17 protein-coding genes are annotated in these 15,724 nt (G+C 63.4%); 7 read left to right on the forward strand and 10 right to left on the reverse strand.

Annotation, left to right across the window (positions count from 1 at the left end):
* Positions 1 to 138 precede the first annotated feature (138 nt).
* Positions 139 to 519, forward strand: coding sequence for a hypothetical protein (locus tag E1742_RS25925; protein ID WP_206076715.1), 381 nt, complete (start codon positions 139 to 141; stop codon positions 517 to 519).
* A 460-nt stretch (positions 520 to 979) separates the two neighbouring features.
* Positions 980 to 1,321 (forward strand): DUF6572 domain-containing protein, encoded by a 342-nt coding sequence (locus E1742_RS25935; RefSeq protein ID WP_134387877.1) that lies wholly within the window; start codon positions 980 to 982, stop codon positions 1,319 to 1,321.
* Between the two features lie 489 nt (positions 1,322 to 1,810).
* On the opposite strand, the gene E1742_RS25940 is transcribed toward E1742_RS25935, so the two are convergent.
* The 4 genes from E1742_RS25940 to E1742_RS25955 all read right to left on the reverse strand — a co-directional run bounded on the left by E1742_RS25940 (position 1,811) and on the right by E1742_RS25955 (position 4,737).
* Entirely contained in the window at positions 1,811 to 2,350 is a 540-nt protein-coding gene (locus E1742_RS25940) for a cyanophycin synthetase family protein (protein WP_229466366.1), read from the reverse strand.
* A gap of 166 nt (positions 2,351 to 2,516) precedes the next feature.
* Positions 2,517 to 3,524 carry a hypothetical protein gene (locus E1742_RS25945; protein WP_229466367.1) on the reverse strand — a complete coding sequence of 336 codons (1,008 nt, stop codon included), beginning with the start codon at positions 3,522 to 3,524 and terminating at the stop codon, positions 2,517 to 2,519.
* On the reverse strand, positions 3,521 to 4,378 hold the full coding sequence (locus E1742_RS25950) for an ABC transporter ATP-binding protein (protein ID WP_134387878.1): 858 nt from the start codon (positions 4,376 to 4,378) through the stop codon (positions 3,521 to 3,523). The genes E1742_RS25945 and E1742_RS25950 overlap by 4 nt, the downstream gene beginning before the upstream one ends.
* A complete protein-coding gene (locus E1742_RS25955) occupies positions 4,375 to 4,737 on the reverse strand; it encodes a GntR family transcriptional regulator (protein ID WP_134387879.1) in 363 nt (120 codons plus the stop codon). The genes E1742_RS25950 and E1742_RS25955 overlap by 4 nt, the downstream gene beginning before the upstream one ends.
* 710 nt (positions 4,738 to 5,447) lie before the next feature.
* On the opposite strand from E1742_RS25955, the gene E1742_RS25960 reads away from it, so the two are divergent.
* Positions 5,448 to 7,673, forward strand: coding sequence for a bifunctional SulP family inorganic anion transporter/carbonic anhydrase (locus E1742_RS25960; RefSeq protein ID WP_134387880.1), 2,226 nt, complete (start codon positions 5,448 to 5,450; stop codon positions 7,671 to 7,673).
* Here the strand turns inward: E1742_RS25960 and E1742_RS25965 are convergent.
* A complete protein-coding gene (locus tag E1742_RS25965; protein WP_134387881.1) occupies positions 7,640 to 8,221 on the reverse strand; it encodes a GNAT family N-acetyltransferase in 582 nt (193 codons plus the stop codon). The genes E1742_RS25960 and E1742_RS25965 overlap by 34 nt on opposite strands.
* A gap of 244 nt (positions 8,222 to 8,465) precedes the next feature.
* Between E1742_RS25965 and E1742_RS25970 the strand changes: the two genes are divergently transcribed.
* Positions 8,466 to 9,569 carry an NADH:flavin oxidoreductase/NADH oxidase gene (locus tag E1742_RS25970; RefSeq protein ID WP_134387882.1) on the forward strand — a complete coding sequence of 368 codons (1,104 nt, stop codon included), beginning with the start codon at positions 8,466 to 8,468 and terminating at the stop codon, positions 9,567 to 9,569.
* Positions 9,570 to 9,587: 18 nt separating this feature from the next.
* Here the strand turns inward: E1742_RS25970 and E1742_RS25975 are convergent, their stop codons facing one another.
* The gene (locus E1742_RS25975) at positions 9,588 to 10,298 is read right to left on the reverse strand and encodes a DUF72 domain-containing protein (protein WP_134387883.1); all 711 of its coding nucleotides are present in this window, start codon (positions 10,296 to 10,298) and stop codon (positions 9,588 to 9,590) included.
* A gap of 114 nt (positions 10,299 to 10,412) precedes the next feature.
* On the opposite strand from E1742_RS25975, the gene E1742_RS25980 reads away from it, so the two are divergent.
* Both E1742_RS25980 and E1742_RS25985 read left to right on the forward strand, forming a co-directional pair.
* A complete protein-coding gene (locus E1742_RS25980) occupies positions 10,413 to 11,006 on the forward strand; it encodes a DUF1439 domain-containing protein (RefSeq protein WP_229466368.1) in 594 nt (197 codons plus the stop codon).
* A gap of 130 nt (positions 11,007 to 11,136) precedes the next feature.
* Entirely contained in the window at positions 11,137 to 11,892 is a 756-nt protein-coding gene (locus E1742_RS25985; protein WP_134387884.1) for a tetratricopeptide repeat protein, read from the forward strand.
* A gap of 119 nt (positions 11,893 to 12,011) precedes the next feature.
* Here E1742_RS25985 and E1742_RS25990 read toward each other — a convergent pair whose 3' ends face one another.
* Positions 12,012 to 12,782 carry a class I SAM-dependent methyltransferase gene (locus tag E1742_RS25990; protein WP_134387885.1) on the reverse strand — a complete coding sequence of 257 codons (771 nt, stop codon included), beginning with the start codon at positions 12,780 to 12,782 and terminating at the stop codon, positions 12,012 to 12,014.
* Positions 12,783 to 12,899: 117 nt separating this feature from the next.
* On the opposite strand from E1742_RS25990, the gene E1742_RS25995 reads away from it, so the two are divergent.
* Positions 12,900 to 13,502: a DinB family protein gene (locus tag E1742_RS25995; RefSeq protein ID WP_134387886.1), complete on the forward strand. Its 603-nt coding sequence runs from the start codon at positions 12,900 to 12,902 to the stop codon at positions 13,500 to 13,502.
* 26 nt (positions 13,503 to 13,528) lie between these two features.
* Here E1742_RS25995 and E1742_RS26000 read toward each other — a convergent pair whose 3' ends face one another.
* The 3 genes from E1742_RS26000 to E1742_RS26010 all read right to left on the reverse strand — a co-directional run bounded on the left by E1742_RS26000 (position 13,529) and on the right by E1742_RS26010 (position 15,525).
* Positions 13,529 to 14,269, reverse strand: a complete 741-nt coding sequence (locus E1742_RS26000) for a UDP-2,3-diacylglucosamine diphosphatase (protein ID WP_134387887.1) — start codon at positions 14,267 to 14,269, stop codon at positions 13,529 to 13,531.
* A 16-nt stretch (positions 14,270 to 14,285) separates the two neighbouring features.
* Positions 14,286 to 14,780 (reverse strand): peptidylprolyl isomerase, encoded by a 495-nt coding sequence (locus E1742_RS26005; protein WP_134387888.1) that lies wholly within the window; start codon positions 14,778 to 14,780, stop codon positions 14,286 to 14,288.
* A gap of 76 nt (positions 14,781 to 14,856) precedes the next feature.
* The gene (locus E1742_RS26010) at positions 14,857 to 15,525 is read right to left on the reverse strand and encodes a peptidylprolyl isomerase (RefSeq protein ID WP_134387889.1); all 669 of its coding nucleotides are present in this window, start codon (positions 15,523 to 15,525) and stop codon (positions 14,857 to 14,859) included.
* Between the last annotated feature and the right edge of the window lie 199 nt (positions 15,526 to 15,724).

Consider the following 15,724-nt stretch of genomic DNA (forward strand, 5'->3'; position numbering starts at 1 on the left):
TCTCATGCGAAAAACGCAGAATCGCTGTTCTTAATCGCATAGGTCTCCCAGACCACGGCAATGGCGGTTGCGGCCAATAGCAGACGTTGAGCAATTGCGAGGATGACGCCTAGGCATCAATCATGAATTGGAGTGGTGATGGGATTGCCATTGCTTTGGCTAGCGTTTTTCTCTGTCTTCATGATTTCCGAACAGGCCGCAAGCGGCCAAAAGCGGACTTTGACGTGTTCAGCGGGTCAAACTTTCAATCACATGAGCAAACTTTCGTCGTTCATCGATAATGCAAAGGTCGGGCTTTCGATCCAGGAACGTATTCCGGAATCCAGATGGGATGCCATTGCGGAAAACTGTGGTGCTCCCGAAGTCGCAGAGATCAAGGCGAGAATAGCTGGGCTGACGGCAGAGCTGGAAACCATCGAAGAGTGGGATGGCGACACGCGAGACGACATACACTTAGCAATCTCGAAATTCTCTCGCTTACTCGTGCTGACGGGCACACTTCCAGACGTTGACGGGTAACCGTCTCTGTAAAGGCCCGCAATGGGGCGCAAGGTGTCATACGCTGAACGGCAGCACTCGGCCACGAGCGGCCGTTGCGGCCCGGCGAACTCTCTGGAAACTAAAGATGAGCACTCAAGAAGAGAAAGAAATGTACCGGCGGGTTGACGAGGTGCTTTACTATCTTTGGGATCCAATCGGCGTGTCAGCCGTACCGTCGGCAAGGGACGAATATCGATCGTACGTGCCTCAAGTGGTTACGCTACTCGAAGATGACGCGAGCGCGGAGCGAGTTGCCAGCTACCTAAACGGGGTCGTCACCAGACGGATGGGACTTACGGGAAACATTGAAGCCACTCTACGTGTTGTCGCAGTACTGCTAGACTGGAAAGCGGTGCTAACGGCTGCTTAGGGTCGGAACCGGACGCTACCATACGGCCACTGTCGGCCAAAAGCGGACTTCTTTACTTTATGACCGATTATGACGATTGAACACGCCTTGGCAGTGGATGCTATTGGCATCAACAAGGAAACCGGGGACGTTCACTTGACAATCAGTGACCATTTGCCGTGGGGGAGAAGCCACTACTCGTTGTTGGAGGCGAAGGTAAATGCTTACCTTAACTTCGCGGAGAGCGGGGAAATCTACACCACGTACCCAGACGCGCGAGGACGAAATTTAGTAGTTCACCTAATTGCGAAGTATCGACCAACACCAGAAGCCGAGATGGTTTTCTCTCAAATTAGCGAATATCTCGTGGCGCGCGGGCTCACCTTTGTCCATACCGGTTTGCCGGCCGGATATGACGATGATGCAGCATAATCAATGACCGCTATGGGGCGGAAGCGGACGAACATGACCGGAGTGTGGGCACAGGATGACGGCGGTTTTCGCGGCCGCTTGTGCGCTCACTCATCTGTTGTAGATACGCTCAGAGGTTTTGTCAGGCGCTCCAAGGCTCACGAAGATGGCGGTTCGTCGACGTGGCTGCTGTGTCGCTGCAAACGCAAGAGAAGAACGGCCGAGTCGTGCCTGGAACCTTTTGAAATGGCGCCGGAAATCCTTGAGCGATTCCACGTATCCGGCGGTGATGGAATCGGCATCGCAACGCTCCCGCCTGGTGAGGCGGCGCGAGCGTGTGCTGAAGTATCGAGGTATATCCCCGTGGATACCCGGCATCAGCTGAATATGGGCAGCATCTCAGCTGGACGGCCGGGCGGGGTGACCGGTAGCGGACTGCATGAGTGGCTCTGCGTGGAGCGCGACTGCCTTCAGAGCCAGGATGTGTCTTGTCCGGCGTTCCGGGCAGCGTCAGGCCGCAATCGGCATCGTCGGTTGCGGCGCAGGGCCCGGACCCGGCGTGCCGTTGGCCGCCAGCTCGCGCAGTTCGGCCAGACCCGCTTCCAGGTCGAACGGCTCGTCCCGCAGCAGCGCGTCGATCAATGCGATCGACAGCGTCAGCGCCGCATTAGCGACCGTGCCGCAACGAAACGGCAGGATCAGGCGGTAGCGTCCCTCCATCTTCGGCACGCCGCCGACAAACCCGACCATCACTTCGTCGCCCGTCAGGCGGTGCAGTTCGATGGCGACGCTCTGGATCAGACGCGCCAGCTGCAGGCCCTCGCACGGAGCGTCCGGTTCCTCCGGCACGACTTCGTCGCCCACAATGCCGATCAGGCTGCGGCCGCGGCGCAGACCCGGCAGTACCTTGGCCAGGCGCTCGCGAAGCTGCGCCATCGTGGCGGCGCACGCGGGGGCCGGGTGGCCCAGGTCAAGAATGCTCAGCAGGCAGGGCTCGGTGCTGTACCGGTTGGCACTGCCCAGATAACGTTGGTCGACAATCTTCATCATAGCCATCCCTGAAAAAAAGCTGCCAACGCCCGTTCCGGTTTCTCAAGCGGAACGTGACGCTGGCTTAATGATGGCATTATCTCAAGTACTTTCCTGGCGCGGCATCGGTAGATTCCTATTGCTGTGTAAGACAACCCTTACACGGAGCTCTGCCTTCAAGGGAAGCTCAACCTTCTTCGCGGTGGCGCCGCAGCCAGATCGCGGCGGCAATCATGAGCACGCCGGCCAGGGCGCCGATCAGCAGATTGGGTGTCGCCACGGCGGCCCACGAGCCATTGAACAAGGCGTCCACGACGCCATGCACTTCGGACGTCGGGCCCCGCTCGGCGACAGCGCCCGCATATTCCACCGGTCGGCGCAGCGCTTCGATGGCAAACCACGAGCCGGGCACGACGCTGACGAGCAGCCGGCTGATGATGTTCGAGAACAGCCACTCCATGTCCAGCCCCAGCGTAAATGCCTTGTTGGCCCACGACAGCAGCATTGCCGTCAGCAGCGGCGCCCCGACCGCCCACAGGAATACCTTGGAGCGGGCCCAGCTCGACACCATCAGGAGCCAGCCGACCGTCGGCAGCGCCCACAGCATGTAGACGGGCACCAGTGCGACCAGCTTCAACGGTGTCAGCCAGAAGTGCGGAGAGGTCAGCAGTAACGGCAGCACATTGGTACCCTTGTAAGCCAGCACGCCCAATGCGATCAGTGTGACCAGCAAGGCTGTCGCCAGGGCCAGTACGACGATCCCCAGCGGTATCAGCAGCAGTGCCAGCGCCGCTTTCGACACTACGGTGGCCGCATCCGACACGGGCAGCGACTTCCAGAACAGCAGGCTGCGGTCGCGCCGCTCGTTGTACAGCGCGCCGATGCAGTAGGAGAACACCATGAACCCCAGTGCCATGTAGAGCGGGGCGGCGACGATCGGATACGTCGCGGCGGCCTTGTCCGCCAGGGCCACTTGCTGGCGCTGGCCCATCAGGATGGTGACGCCCGACGCTTTGCCTTCCGGCATATCCCAATGAATCTCGGCGTTGTGGCCCATGAAGGCCATGGCCAGCGCGAAGGCCACCATCAGCGTGGCGATCGCCACGGGCACCCACAGCAGCATGCCCTTGTGCTCCCAGTATTCGCGCCGGATCAGCCATCCCATCGTTTTCAGTTTCGGCTCCATCGGTTTCATTCGTAGCTCCCTCTCATGCTGGCGACGAACAGGTCCGCCACGCTGGGCGTGCGCAGTTCGCCAAGATTTTGCAATTGCTGGCGCGGCACCCCGTCGAACAGCATGACGGGCTTGCCGAACACGGTACGCTGCGTCATCGGCTGCAGCGCGTTGGCCGCCGCGGCCTGGTGCGGCTCTACCATCACCTCCGTATAGCGCTCGCCGATTTCATCCATCGAGGCGGACAGCGTGATGCGCCCGTCCTGGATGAACAGCAGGTCGGTCAGGATGTGTTCCACTTCCTCGATCTGGTGCGTCGTGATGACGATCGTCTTGTTCTCGTCGAAGTAGTCTTCCAGCAGGTTCTGGTAGAACTGCTTGCGGTACAGGATGTCCAGGCCCAGCGTGGGTTCGTCCAGCACCAGCAGCTTCGCGTCGATCGCCATCACGAGCGCCAGGTGCAGCTGGACGATCATCCCTTTCGACATGGCCTTCACGCGCATGTCCGGGGTCAGTTTCGTGTTGGCCAGGTAGCGCTCCGCCTTGCTGCGGTCGAAGCGGGGATGGACACCGGCCACGAAGTCGATCGCCTCCTTCACCTTCAGCCAGCGGGGCAGGATGGCGACGTCGGCGATGAAGCAGACGTCGTTCATCAGCTCGTCGCGCTGGCGGCGCGGGTCCATGCCCAGGACGGTCAGGTCACCGTCGAAGCGGCACAGGCCGAGGATCGCTTTCAAGGTCGTCGTCTTGCCCGAGCCGTTCGGGCCGATCAGGCCGACGATGCGGCCGGGCTGGATCGCGAACGTGGTGCCGTCGAGCGCCGTCCGCTTGCCATAGCGCTTGGTGAGGTTGCGGGCGCTGATAATCGGGCTCATTGGGGGCTCCCTGTGCTTCCCACTGCGCGCAGCAGGCCTTCGAGATCCAGTCCCAGCCGGCGAATGCGTTCCACCATCGCCGGCCATTCCTCGCGAATGAAACGCTCGCGCTCGCTGGCCAGCAGTTTTTCGACAGCTCCTTCGGTAACGTACATGCCTAATCCCCTCCGTTTTTCGACCAGCGTTTCATCGACCAGCTCCTGGTATGCCCGGGAGACGGTAATCGGGTTGAGCTGAAAATCCGCCGCGACCTGCCGCACGGAGGGCAGGGCGTCGCCGGGTTTCAGCACCCCGTCGAGCATCATGCCGATCACCCGCTCCTTGAGCTGGCGGTAGATCGGCGACTTGTCATTCCACATACATGGTTCCTCCCGTCGTGCCTGATGATGATCTAGTGTTGTAGTGAACTATAACACTAGAATTCGGGCCCGAGCGGATTTTTGTGTCAATAGCTGCGGGCGGGGCTGTCAAATCTGACAGGTGGTCAGGCGCGAGGGCGCAATATGAGTCCGATTTCAACGACCGGGCTGACGGGCGCATCAGGGATACTGCCGCGCCACGGCAGTGAAACAAAGTATTTTCCGCAGACGGTTGCCGACATCCATTTAACGCTGTTCAGTCCGTTTGAAACCTCGCAAACATGCGGGCCGGCGCCGCAATTAAGCGGTTATTAGCAGCGGTGATATCGGATATGCAAACGAAAAATAACAATATCAAGGCTCGAGGCAGCCCCTTCCATTACCGTCATTATGAGTGTAACAAATGTGTTTGATAGGTAACCGATATTTCATCAAAGCTAATGTAACGTAATATTGCAACATCGTTGAAAACGTAAAATACCGTGTTATATTGGGTTCACCGATGCCGCACCAGTTACCGGCTTTGAGGTAAATCATTGCGCTGTTTCATTAACATGGCGATGATGCCTCCACGCTCACCCATCCGGCACAGCCGCCCGGAATCGCCGGTAGCGCGACATCGCCTGCTCCGTACACGTCAACGTAATTCCCGCCATTTCGGGGGATGCGGCCTGGCGCGTGACTGATAACCATCGTTACCACGTCATATTATGAATATCGCAAACCTCAAAAACGACCTTAAATACGATATACCGGCCGGCATTGTGGTCTTCCTGGTCGCCCTGCCATTATGCCTTGGTATTGCCCTGGCATCGGGCGCACCGCTATTTTCCGGCATTATCTCGGGCATCATTGGCGGCATTATCGTCGGCATGCTGAGCGGCTCGCAGACCAGCGTCAGCGGGCCCGCAGCCGGTCTCGCAGCCGTCGTGCTGGCATCCATTACCAAGCTGGGCGCATTCGAGATCCTGCTGGTCGCCATTCTGATTGCCGGCTTCCTGCAATTGGCCATGGGGATATTCCGCGCGGGCTTTATCGCCAATTACGTCCCGTCGAACGTGATCAAGGGGCTGCTGGCCGCCATTGGCGTGCTGCTGATCCTGAAACAGATACCGCACGCGATCGGCTACGACCGCAGCGGCGCGGACGCCTTCGCGTTTGCCCAGGCGAACGGGGAGAACACGTTCTCCGCCATTGCCAGTGCCTTCAACGTCATCACGCCCGGCGCCGTCGTCATTGCCGCGCTGTCGATGCTGGTACTGCTGTACTGGGATCGCACGCCTTTGAGGAACATCAAGCTGCTGCCCGCGCCGCTGTTCGTCGTCGTGCTGGGTGTCGTGCTCAATATCCTGTTCAACCGTTACGTGCCGGCGCTGCGCATCGAACCGAGTCACCTGGTGGACATACCGCCGCTGGACGCGTCCAACCTGGGCGCGTATCTGCAGCTGCCCGACCTGGCGCATCTGGCCAACCGCGACGTGTGGATCGTCGCCTTCACGATCGCCATCGTGGCGTCGCTGGAGACGCTGCTCAACGTGGAGGCGGTGGACAAGCTCGATCCGCACAAGCGCGAGACGCCGACCAACCGCGAGCTGGTCGCGCAGGGCTTCGGCAATATCGCCGCCGGCCTGCTGGGCGGGCTGCCGGTCACGTCCGTGATCGTGCGCAGTTCCGTCAACATCCACAGCGGCAATCGCACCAAGATGTCCGCCGTGTTCCATGGCCTGCTGCTGCTTGCCAGCGTGCTCGTGCTGAGTCCGATGCTGAACGCGATTCCGCTGGCTGCGCTGGCCGCCATCCTGATCATGACGGGCTACAAGCTGGCCAAGGTTTCGCTGTTCACGGACATGTACCGCAAAGGATGGTCGCAGTTCGTGCCGTTCGCGATCACGATCGTCGCGATCGTCGCCATCGACCTGCTGATGGGCGTCCTGATCGGCCTGGCCGCCAGCCTGTTCTACCTGATGCGCAGCAACTTCCGCAATCCGTACACGATCGAACAGTACCGTCTGCATATCGGCGAAGTCATCAAGATGGAGCTGCCGAACCAGGTGTCGTTCCTGAACAAGGCCACGATCAAGTCGACCCTGTGGGAAATTCCCAACGGCGCGAAAGTGCTGATCGACGCCAGCAACGCCGACTTCATCGATCACGACGTGCTGGAAACCATCCAGGACTTCCGCATCGTGGCGGCCGAGCGCGACATCCAGCTGAACGTCATCGGCCTGCGCGACGAGTACCAGTTGAGCGACCCGATCCAGTTCGTCCCGGCGCTGGACAAGGAAACGCAGACACGGTTGCAGCCGGCGGACGTGCTGCAGCTGCTGCGCGACGGCAACGAGCGCTTCAAGGCCGGCCGCTGGATCAAGAAATACTACCTGCACCAGGCCGACGCCACCGCCGGCGGGCAGCATCCGATGGCCGTTGTCGTCAACTGCATCGATTCGCGCACGTCCCCGGAGATCATCTTCGACCAGGGCCTGGGCGACCTGCTGACGATCCGCATCGCCGGCAACGTGATCAGCAAGGAAATCATCGGCAGCCTGGAAATCGCCCACAAGCTGGGGGCCAAGCTGATCGTGGTGAAAGGCCACTCCAGCTGCGGCGCGATCGGGCTGGCGCTGAAGAACGAGCACTCTCACAGCATCGGCTCGATCACGGGCAAGATCCAGACGGCGATCCGCCAGTGCCAGTGCGGCGAAGCGCACGGCGCGACAGGCAGTGAGCTGGAGCGGGTCACGCGTCAGAACATCGAGAACTCGCTGGGTGAAATCATCGCCAACAGCGAGTACCTGCGCGGCTGCATCGAACGGGGCGAAATGGGCCTGGTTGGCGCCTATCACGACATCGCCACGCGCACCGTGGAATTCGGCGAGCTGGTGACGCCGCAGGCCTTCGACCGTTATCGGACGGGACCTTCGGGGCTGGCTGCCTGACGCCGGTCCCCGTCGGCGAACACGAGGTACCAGAACAGGGCCACCTCGTGCGCCAGCCCGGGCACGGCCGCGTACAGCATGCGGTCGTGGCCCGCGAGCCGAAAGCCATAGCGCCGGTAGAAACGGCAAGCCGGCACGTTGGTCGACTGCGTCTCCAGGCGCAGGCCGGCCAGGCCCGCCGACATTGCCCACTCGCGCGCCGCGTCCATCAGGGCGCGCCCCAGGCCGGCGCCGCGGGAGCGCCTGGCTACCGCGACGTCGTCCACCAGCGCGAATCCGTTCCAGTCGCGCGTCACCGCCAGGTAACCGCACAGTGCATCATTGGCGCAGGCGGCGAACAGGGCACCATCTTCTTGCGGCACCAGGTCCTCCACGTGCTCGCCGTACGATTTCCGGTAGCGCGTCACCGGCACGATCGTGTCGATGTCGTCCGCTCCGAACGGCGGCGCGGCCACCGCAGTGACGTCGAACGAGAAATCGCCGGCGGCCAGCGCCGCGTGTTCGAGCCTGGCGACGGTCAGGATGCGGTAATCCGGGTGTGCGGTCATGGCACGGCAGTGTAATCGGAGAGCGGCAGCATAGCACCACCGCGCTTTTACGGGTGTCGCCAGCAGGCTCGGCAAGCTTCTGCTATCATTTTTGCCCATGCCTGGACAGGAACCGCAATCCTCTCCGGTACGACAGACAACCCGATTGCCAACCCCCGACACCGTTGCCACGTCCGTGACGCTGGCAGCATGGCGACGCCGTGCCCGCGCAGCGGTGCCATCCCAACCGATTATCAAGGAATCCATGGCTGCATTATTCGCCCCATTCAAACTCAAGGACGTCACGCTGCGTAACCGTATCGCGGTGCCGCCGATGTGCCAGTACAGCGCCGTCGACGGCCACACCACGGACTGGCACCAGGCGCACTATGCGTCAATCGCCCGCGGCGGCGCGGGCCTGGTCATCGTCGAAGCGACGGCCGTATCGCCGGAAGGCCGCATCACGCCCGGCTGCACGGGCCTGTGGACCGACACGCAGATCGACGGCATGGCCGCCATTGCCGCCAGCATCAAGGCCGGCGGCGCCGTTGCCGGCATCCAGATCGCGCACGCCGGCCGCAAGGCCAGCGCCAACCGTCCGTGGGAAGGCGACGACCATATCGCGCCCGACGATTCGCGCGGCTGGGAAACCATCGCGCCATCGGCTATCGCGTTCGGGGAGAACCTGCCGCAAGTGCCGCGCGCCATGACGAAGGACGATATTGCCCGCGTCACCGCCGACTTCGTGGCCGCCGCCAGGCGCGCACTGGCCGCCGGCTTCGAATGGCTGGAACTGCACTTCGCGCACGGCTACCTGGCGCAGAGCTTCTTCAACGTGGACGCCAACAAGCGCGACGACGAATACGGCGGCAGCTTCGAAGGCCGCAGCCGCTTCCTGCTCGAGACACTGGCCGCCGTGCGCGCCGTCTGGCCGCAGAACCTGCCACTGACGGCCCGTTTCGGCGTCATCGAATACGACGGGCGCGACGAAGCGACGCTGGCCGAGTCGATCCGCCTGGTCAACCTGATGCGTGAAGCCGGCCTGGATATGCTGAACGTCAGCGTCGGTTTCTCCACGCCGCACGCCAGCATCCCCTGGGCCAGCGGCCCGTTCCTGGCCCCGGTGGCGCAGCGCGTGCGCGAGGAAACCGGCTTGCCGGTCGCGTCGTCGTGGGGCATCGACGTGCCGGAAGTGGCGAACCGCGTGGTTGCCGACGGCCAGATGGACCTCGTGATGATCGGGCGCGCCCACCTGGCCAATCCGCACTATCCGCTCAAGGCGGCGCAACAGCTGGAAGTGGCGCGCCCGACGTGGGTGCTGCCGGCACCGTATGCGCACTGGCTGGAGCGGTACCGCGGCCAGGCCTGAGCCGTCCACCGCTGCGCGTCATCCCATGGCGCGCAGCGCCAGGGCATCCGGCACCGCGGCGCCGGATGCCGTGTTATCGAAGATGCACCAGGCGGCATCCTGCTGCGCCAGCCACGCATGCACGTCCCACAGCCGCTGTTCTTCGTAGCTCGAGTAGTAGATGCGCGGGCTGCCGTGCAGCCGCACGTACGCCGTCTCCGCCGTCGGCACGAACGGCCCGGTGTAGGCCACGGCCGGATCGGCCAGCACGCGCGTGACGCCGGCGTCCCGCAACAGCTGCGTGCCCGTTTCCTCGAACCAGCTGGCATGACGGGCTTCGCACGCGATCAGGCAGTCGAAGCGGGCGTGCAGCGCCGCGAAGATGGCGCCGGCGGCGGTGGTGTCGAGCGCCAGCTTCGGCGGCAGTTGCACGAGGATGCACCCCAGTTTTTCTCCCAACCCTTCTACTTCGCCGGCAAAACGCGCGAGCGCTTCCTCCGCCCCGACCAGCTTTGCTTCGTGCGTGATCGCCTTCGGCAGCTTGACGGCAAAGCGGAAGTGGGGTGGGGTGGCGCTCGCCCACTTTGCATAGGTTTTCGGCTGGTGCGGCCGGTAGAACGACGAATTGATCTCCACCGCGTTGAAGACGGCGGCATAGCGTTCCAGATGGCTGCCCTCGGCGGGGAAGCTGTCGATGGCGGCGCGCGGCAGCGCCCAGCCGGCGCAGCCGATGTAATGGGAATTGGTCATGCGCCTACTCTACGATAAACGGCGCCGGCGCGACGTACCGATGGCACGGTTCATGCCGCCATGGGTGCGCTGCGTGCATTATCATGCGCATAAGTTCACAAGCACAGGAAGACCATGACAACAACGAAAACGACGGGGCGCCGGGCGCGCCTGGGGCAGATGCTGGCTGGCGTGGCCGGGGTGGTTGTATTAGCCGGGCTGGGGCTGGCGGGCTGCGCCAGCCTGACGGGGCCGCGCGACGTCGACATCCCGCTGGCGAAGCTGCAGCGTGGCCTGGAACAGCGCTTCCCGATCCAGCAGCGGGCGCTGGCCGTGTTCGACCTGCAGCTGGCCAACCCGCGCCTGTCGCTGCAAGGTGAAAACGACCGCGTGGCGCTGGAGGCCGACGTGATCGCGTCCACGCCGCTGGTGCGGCGCGCGCTGCAAGGCAATGTGATGCTGTCCGGCCGCCTGCTGGTCGACAATGTGCGCAGCGCCGTCGTGCTGGCCGACACCCGTATCGAACGCTTTACCATCGATGGCGTCGACGGCGCCCTGCAAGGGCAGCTGACGGCGGCCGGCAACGTCGTCATCGACCGCGTCGTGCGCGACGTGCCCGTCTACACGTTCCGTCCCGAAGATCTGCGCTACGCCGGCGTGCAGTTCGTCCCGACGGCGATCCGCACCACGGCGACGGGGTTGTCGATCCACGTCGAACCGGTGAAATAACGCGAGGGGGACAGGCGCGAATACACGCCCTGAGGCCGGCGGCGCCGCTCAAGCCAGCCCGAAGTTGTGCTGGCAGGGCCAACTCCCTACAATAGCGGCACGCACAATTGCCCGCCCCATCGGAGTTCCCATGCCCTTCCTCGGTATCGGCCTGCACGTCCTCGTCGCCATTTTCTTTGCCGTGCACGCCGTGCGCAGCCGTCAGCAGATGTACTGGCTGATGATCCTGTTCGCATTCCCGCTGCTGGGCAGCGTCGTGTATTTCTTCGGTGTCTACCTGCCGGCTTCGCGCCTGCAGCACGGCGCCCGCAAGGTGGTGGCCGGGGCGGCCAGGGTACTCGATCCGACCCGCGAACTGCGCGCGGCCCAGGAAGCGTTCGACTTTACGCCGACGGCGCAGCACCGCATGCGGCTGGCCGCGGCGCAGCTGGAGGCGGGCGAGGCCGCCGCCGCCGCCCGCACTTACGAGGAATGCCTGCAGGGACCGTTTGCGGCCGACCTGGAGATCCGCCTGGGGGCCGCGCGTGCCAACCTGGCCTGCGGCCAGTACGACGCGGCGCGGCGGCACCTGGAGTTCGTCCGTCGCACCGATGTCCACTTCCGTTCCGAGCAGACGGGCCTCCTGCTGGCGCAAGCGCTGGCCGGCGCCGGCCAGGCGGAGGCTGCGCGGGCCGAGTTCGAGGCGGTCGTCAACCGGTTCGGCAGTTTCGAGGCCAAGGCGGAATTCGCCATCTGGGCCGCGGGCGCGCGCGAGTACCAGCTGGCGCACCGCCTGCAGAACGAACTGCAATCGACGATGGACCACTGGAACCGCCATACCCACACCATGAACCTGCCGCTGATCCGCCGGCTGGAAGCGGCATTCGCAACAGTGCCGCGGCACTAGGCTGGCTGCTGCCACCTTTGCCGCGGCCGGTTGAGCCACTGCGAATGCGACGGCAATCGCCGACACCCGTCACTTGACGATGCGTCCGGCAAACAGGCGACGGCCAGCGCACAGGTTGGCTACCGGCCGCAGTGCCACCAGCAGCACCCGGTCGAGCATGGCCAGCCACCGCGACGTGTCGGGCAGTACGCGCGTGACGAGAAAGTTGAAGTGGCGCGACATCTCCAGCCGGGGCATGATCGTTCGCACCAGCGCGATATCGTGCTCCGACATCTTGCGCTCGTCCGCCGTGATGTACGGCTGTCGGGGCCGTAGATCAGGCGCTGCATGCGCGGGTACAGAAACGCTTCGACGAAGCGCGAGCGGCGGATCGTGTCGGTCAGCGAGTGCGAATAGATCTCGTTGACGACCAGGAGAGCCTGCGGCCGGGCCACGCGCCGGATCTCGCGCATGGCGGCGGGTATGTCCACGTGGTGCAGGATGTCGCGCGCGACGATGCAGTCGAAGCTGTCGTCGGCATAGATCAGGCATTCGGCGGGCATCTGGCCGAAGTCGATGACGAGCCCCTCGCGCGCGGCCAGGCGGCGGGCAATCGCCAGGGAATCGGGACTGAGGTCGAACGCCGTCACCTGCGCGCCCAGCCGGGCCAGGCGCAGCGCGTCTTCGCCGAAGCCGCAGCCGACGACCAGCACGCGCCGGCCGCGCAGATCCTGGGTCAGCAGGTAGGCGTACATCTGCCAGTAGCCGTTCCACCAGCGCCGCCCCGGGCGATCCAGAACGTCGAACGAGAAGGGCCGGCGCACCATGTCTTCGTGTTCCCTGGCATGCTGCCGGTGGTACGCCAGCTCGTTGCGCTGGCGCTCGGTCAACCGCGATGCGTCCTCTTCCATGGCATCCCCGGAGTTGTGGCAGGACTGTCCAGCTTAGGCGCGTGCGGGCACGGGCACAAGCGCTATCCCGCCGCCGGTTGATGAAACCGGGGTGCATAATGTGCGCAGGAGGCACACGTGGCATCGCAGACATCGAATCCCCTCGCGCGCTATCTGCTGGCGCAGGCATACAACAACGCCTGGTCGAACCACCGGCTGCTGCGCGCGTGCAGTGCGCTCAGCCAGCCCGAGTTCGACGACACCACGCGGACGAGTTTCTTTCCCGGCATCGGGCTGACGCTGAACCATCTCGTCACCGTGCAGCAGTTGTATGTGGACGCGCTGTGGCGCGAGCGCCGGGGCGAGCCGCCGCACCCCGACGTCGGCAGCTTTTTCAGGCCACCCGCGCCATATGCCACATGCGCCGCCGTGTGGTGGGCGCAGAAGCAGAGCGACAACCTGCTGATCGGCTACTGCCGGGGCCTGACGGACGACGCGCTCGATGCCGTCGTGGCGATCCTGCGCGCGGACAGCGTTCAGCGCGACACGCGCCAGCGGCTGCTGGCACACCTGTTTCAGCACCAGATCCACCATCGGGGCCAGGTGCATGCGATGCTGGCCGGGACCGGCGTGGCGCCGCCGCAGCTCGATGAGTTTTACGCCAGCGGCGAGGCGCCGCTGCGAGCGCGCGATTTTGCGGAGCTGGGGTGGACGGAGGCCGACATCTGGCCAGCGCAATGAATGCCGGGGGCGGGCGCGTCCCCGGTTCAGTCGATGCGGGATCCGTCGAGGGTGTGCCGCGTGATCGTCCCATCGTCGTCGATGGCGATCCAGCCGCCGCGCGGCGGCGTCGCTTCCGGCTCCCAGTCGGGCAGCACGTACCGCAGTTTGCCATCGACGTCGTGCAGGGCGGGGCGGTGCGTGTGGCCGTGGATCATGACGGTGGTGTCCGTTTCGGCAAACACGGCCGCGATGGCGGCCGGCGTCACGTCCATGATCTCGTCGCTTTTGCCTGCCTGGTCCTTGCGGCTGTTGTCGCGCAGGCCGGCGATGATCCCCTTGCGCTGGGTCAGCGGCATTGCCAGGAACTGCTGTTGCCAGGCCGGCTGGCGCACTTGCGCACGGAATGCCATGTAGTTGACATCCATGGTGCACTGGGCGTCGCCGTGCACGAGCACGATGCGGCGGCCGTGGTCCTCGACCACCCACGTTTCGGGCAGCAGGGTGAGGCCGGCAGCTTGCGCAAAGGCGTCGCCGACCAGGAAATCGCGGTTACCGGCGATCCAGAACAGTTCGACACCGCCGTCGGCCAATGAGCGCAGGCTGGAGACGATGCGTTGGTGGAAGGGGGCGTCGAGGTCGTCGTCGCCCGCCCAGTATTCGAACAGATCGCCCAGCAGATAAAGCTGCCGGGCGGACCGGGCCCGCTCGTCGACGAAGCGCAGGAACGCCTCTGTCAACGCGGGCCGGTCTTCCTGCAGGTGCAGGTCGGAGATGAAAAGAATCAAGCGAAAGCGGCCAGGATTATTGCGCGACTTCGACTTTTTCGATGATCACGTCTTCCACCGGCACGTCGGCAAACATGCCGCTGCGCGTGGTTTTCACCTTGCGGATTTCGTCGACCACTTCCGTGCCTTCGACAACCTTGCCGAACACGGCGTAGCCCCAGCCGTCCTGGCCAGGGTAGTCGAGGAAGCTGTTGTTCTTGACGTTGATGAAGAACTGCGCCGATGCCGAGTGCGGTGCCGACGTGCGGGCCATGGCCAGCGTGTACGGTTCGTTTTTCAGGCCGTTCTTGGCTTCGTTCTCGACCGTCTGGTCGGCCGGTTTCTGCTTCATGCCTGGCTCGAAACCGCCGCCCTGGATCATGAAGCCGTCGATCACGCGGTGGAAGATCGTGTTGTCGTAGTGGCCGGCCTTGGCGTAGTTCAGGAAGTTCTCGACGGTCTTCGGCGCTTTTTCAGCATCCAGCTCGGCAACGATCTTGCCCTTGTTGGTGGTGATGGTAATGGTGGTCATAATAGTCCTGTTGGTCTGGGTGATCTGGGTGAATCGGGGGCCGCGATATTACAGCAGACAATGGCAAAACGCTATTTTACTGCGCAGCGGCGGAAGGCGTCGGTTCGGCCTCCGGTGCGGCGCTCTTCGGCGGCTTCGGCTGGATCGGCTTCTTCAGGATGGTTGCCGACTTGACCACGATCGGCGTCACCGGCACGTTCTGGAAGATCGGCGTCTTGTCGTCCACCAGCACGCCCTTGATCTTGTCGACCACTTCCTGGCCCTGGATCACCTTGCCGAACACGGTGTAGCCCACGCCGTCGAAGTTCGGGTAATCCAGCCCCTCGTTATTGACGACGTTGATGAAGAACTGCGACGTGGCCGAGTTCGGGTTGTCCATGCGCGCCATGGCGACCGAATACTGCTCGTTCTTCAGCCCGTTCTTCGACTCGCTGGGAATCGGCGGGCGGGTCGGTTTCGACTTCAGGTCTTTCGTGTAGCCGCCGCCCTGGATCATGAAGCCGTCGATCACCCGGTGGAAAATGGTGTCCTTGTAAAAGCCGCTCCTGACGTAGGCAAGGAAGTTGGCGACCGTTTTCGGCGCTTTTTCCTGGTTCAGTTCCAGCACGATCTCGCCCGCGGTTGTCTTCAGCGACACCTGCGGGTCGGCCGCGAGGGCGGCGCCGGACAGCAGCAAGCCGGCAGCGACGGAGGCAATGCCGGACACGCCGAACGCGAGGGCACGGGCAGTGAATTTCGCACGCATGTTCTTTTACTTTCCTGTAGGTTGTAGTTTGGGTCCGGGCATTTTATCAATGCTATACTTGGCGACGGCTCCCATTCTAGTCCGTCCGGAATGGAAACCGGTATCACCCAAGAAGAACGCATAGAACAACGCGAAAAAGAACGAGAACATTACTACGCTACGGCGGGTCTGCACGGTCCCGGAATCGATACATGACAGC

This window comes from Pseudoduganella plicata, assembly GCF_004421005.1.
Classification (GTDB): domain Bacteria; phylum Pseudomonadota; class Gammaproteobacteria; order Burkholderiales; family Burkholderiaceae_D; genus Rugamonas; species Rugamonas plicata.

Coding starts and splice junctions, on each gene's coding strand:
- E1742_RS25925 (WP_206076715.1), top strand. CDS start 139: ATGGGATTGCCATTGCTTTGGCTAGCGTTTTTCTCTGTCTTCATGATT.
- E1742_RS25935 (WP_134387877.1), top strand. CDS start 980: ATGACGATTGAACACGCCTTGGCAGTGGATGCTATTGGCATCAACAAG.
- E1742_RS25940 (WP_229466366.1), bottom strand. CDS start 2,350: ATGATGAAGATTGTCGACCAACGTTATCTGGGCAGTGCCAACCGGTAC.
- E1742_RS25945 (WP_229466367.1), bottom strand. CDS start 3,524: ATGAAACCGATGGAGCCGAAACTGAAAACGATGGGATGGCTGATCCGG.
- E1742_RS25950 (WP_134387878.1), bottom strand. CDS start 4,378: ATGAGCCCGATTATCAGCGCCCGCAACCTCACCAAGCGCTATGGCAAG.
- E1742_RS25955 (WP_134387879.1), bottom strand. CDS start 4,737: ATGTGGAATGACAAGTCGCCGATCTACCGCCAGCTCAAGGAGCGGGTG.
- E1742_RS25960 (WP_134387880.1), top strand. CDS start 5,448: ATGAATATCGCAAACCTCAAAAACGACCTTAAATACGATATACCGGCC.
- E1742_RS25965 (WP_134387881.1), bottom strand. CDS start 8,221: ATGACCGCACACCCGGATTACCGCATCCTGACCGTCGCCAGGCTCGAA.
- E1742_RS25970 (WP_134387882.1), top strand. CDS start 8,466: ATGGCTGCATTATTCGCCCCATTCAAACTCAAGGACGTCACGCTGCGT.
- E1742_RS25975 (WP_134387883.1), bottom strand. CDS start 10,298: ATGACCAATTCCCATTACATCGGCTGCGCCGGCTGGGCGCTGCCGCGC.
- E1742_RS25980 (WP_229466368.1), top strand. CDS start 10,413: ATGACAACAACGAAAACGACGGGGCGCCGGGCGCGCCTGGGGCAGATG.
- E1742_RS25985 (WP_134387884.1), top strand. CDS start 11,137: ATGCCCTTCCTCGGTATCGGCCTGCACGTCCTCGTCGCCATTTTCTTT.
- E1742_RS25990 (WP_134387885.1), bottom strand. CDS start 12,782: ATGGAAGAGGACGCATCGCGGTTGACCGAGCGCCAGCGCAACGAGCTG.
- E1742_RS26005 (WP_134387888.1), bottom strand. CDS start 14,780: ATGACCACCATTACCATCACCACCAACAAGGGCAAGATCGTTGCCGAG.
- E1742_RS26010 (WP_134387889.1), bottom strand. CDS start 15,525: ATGCGTGCGAAATTCACTGCCCGTGCCCTCGCGTTCGGCGTGTCCGGC.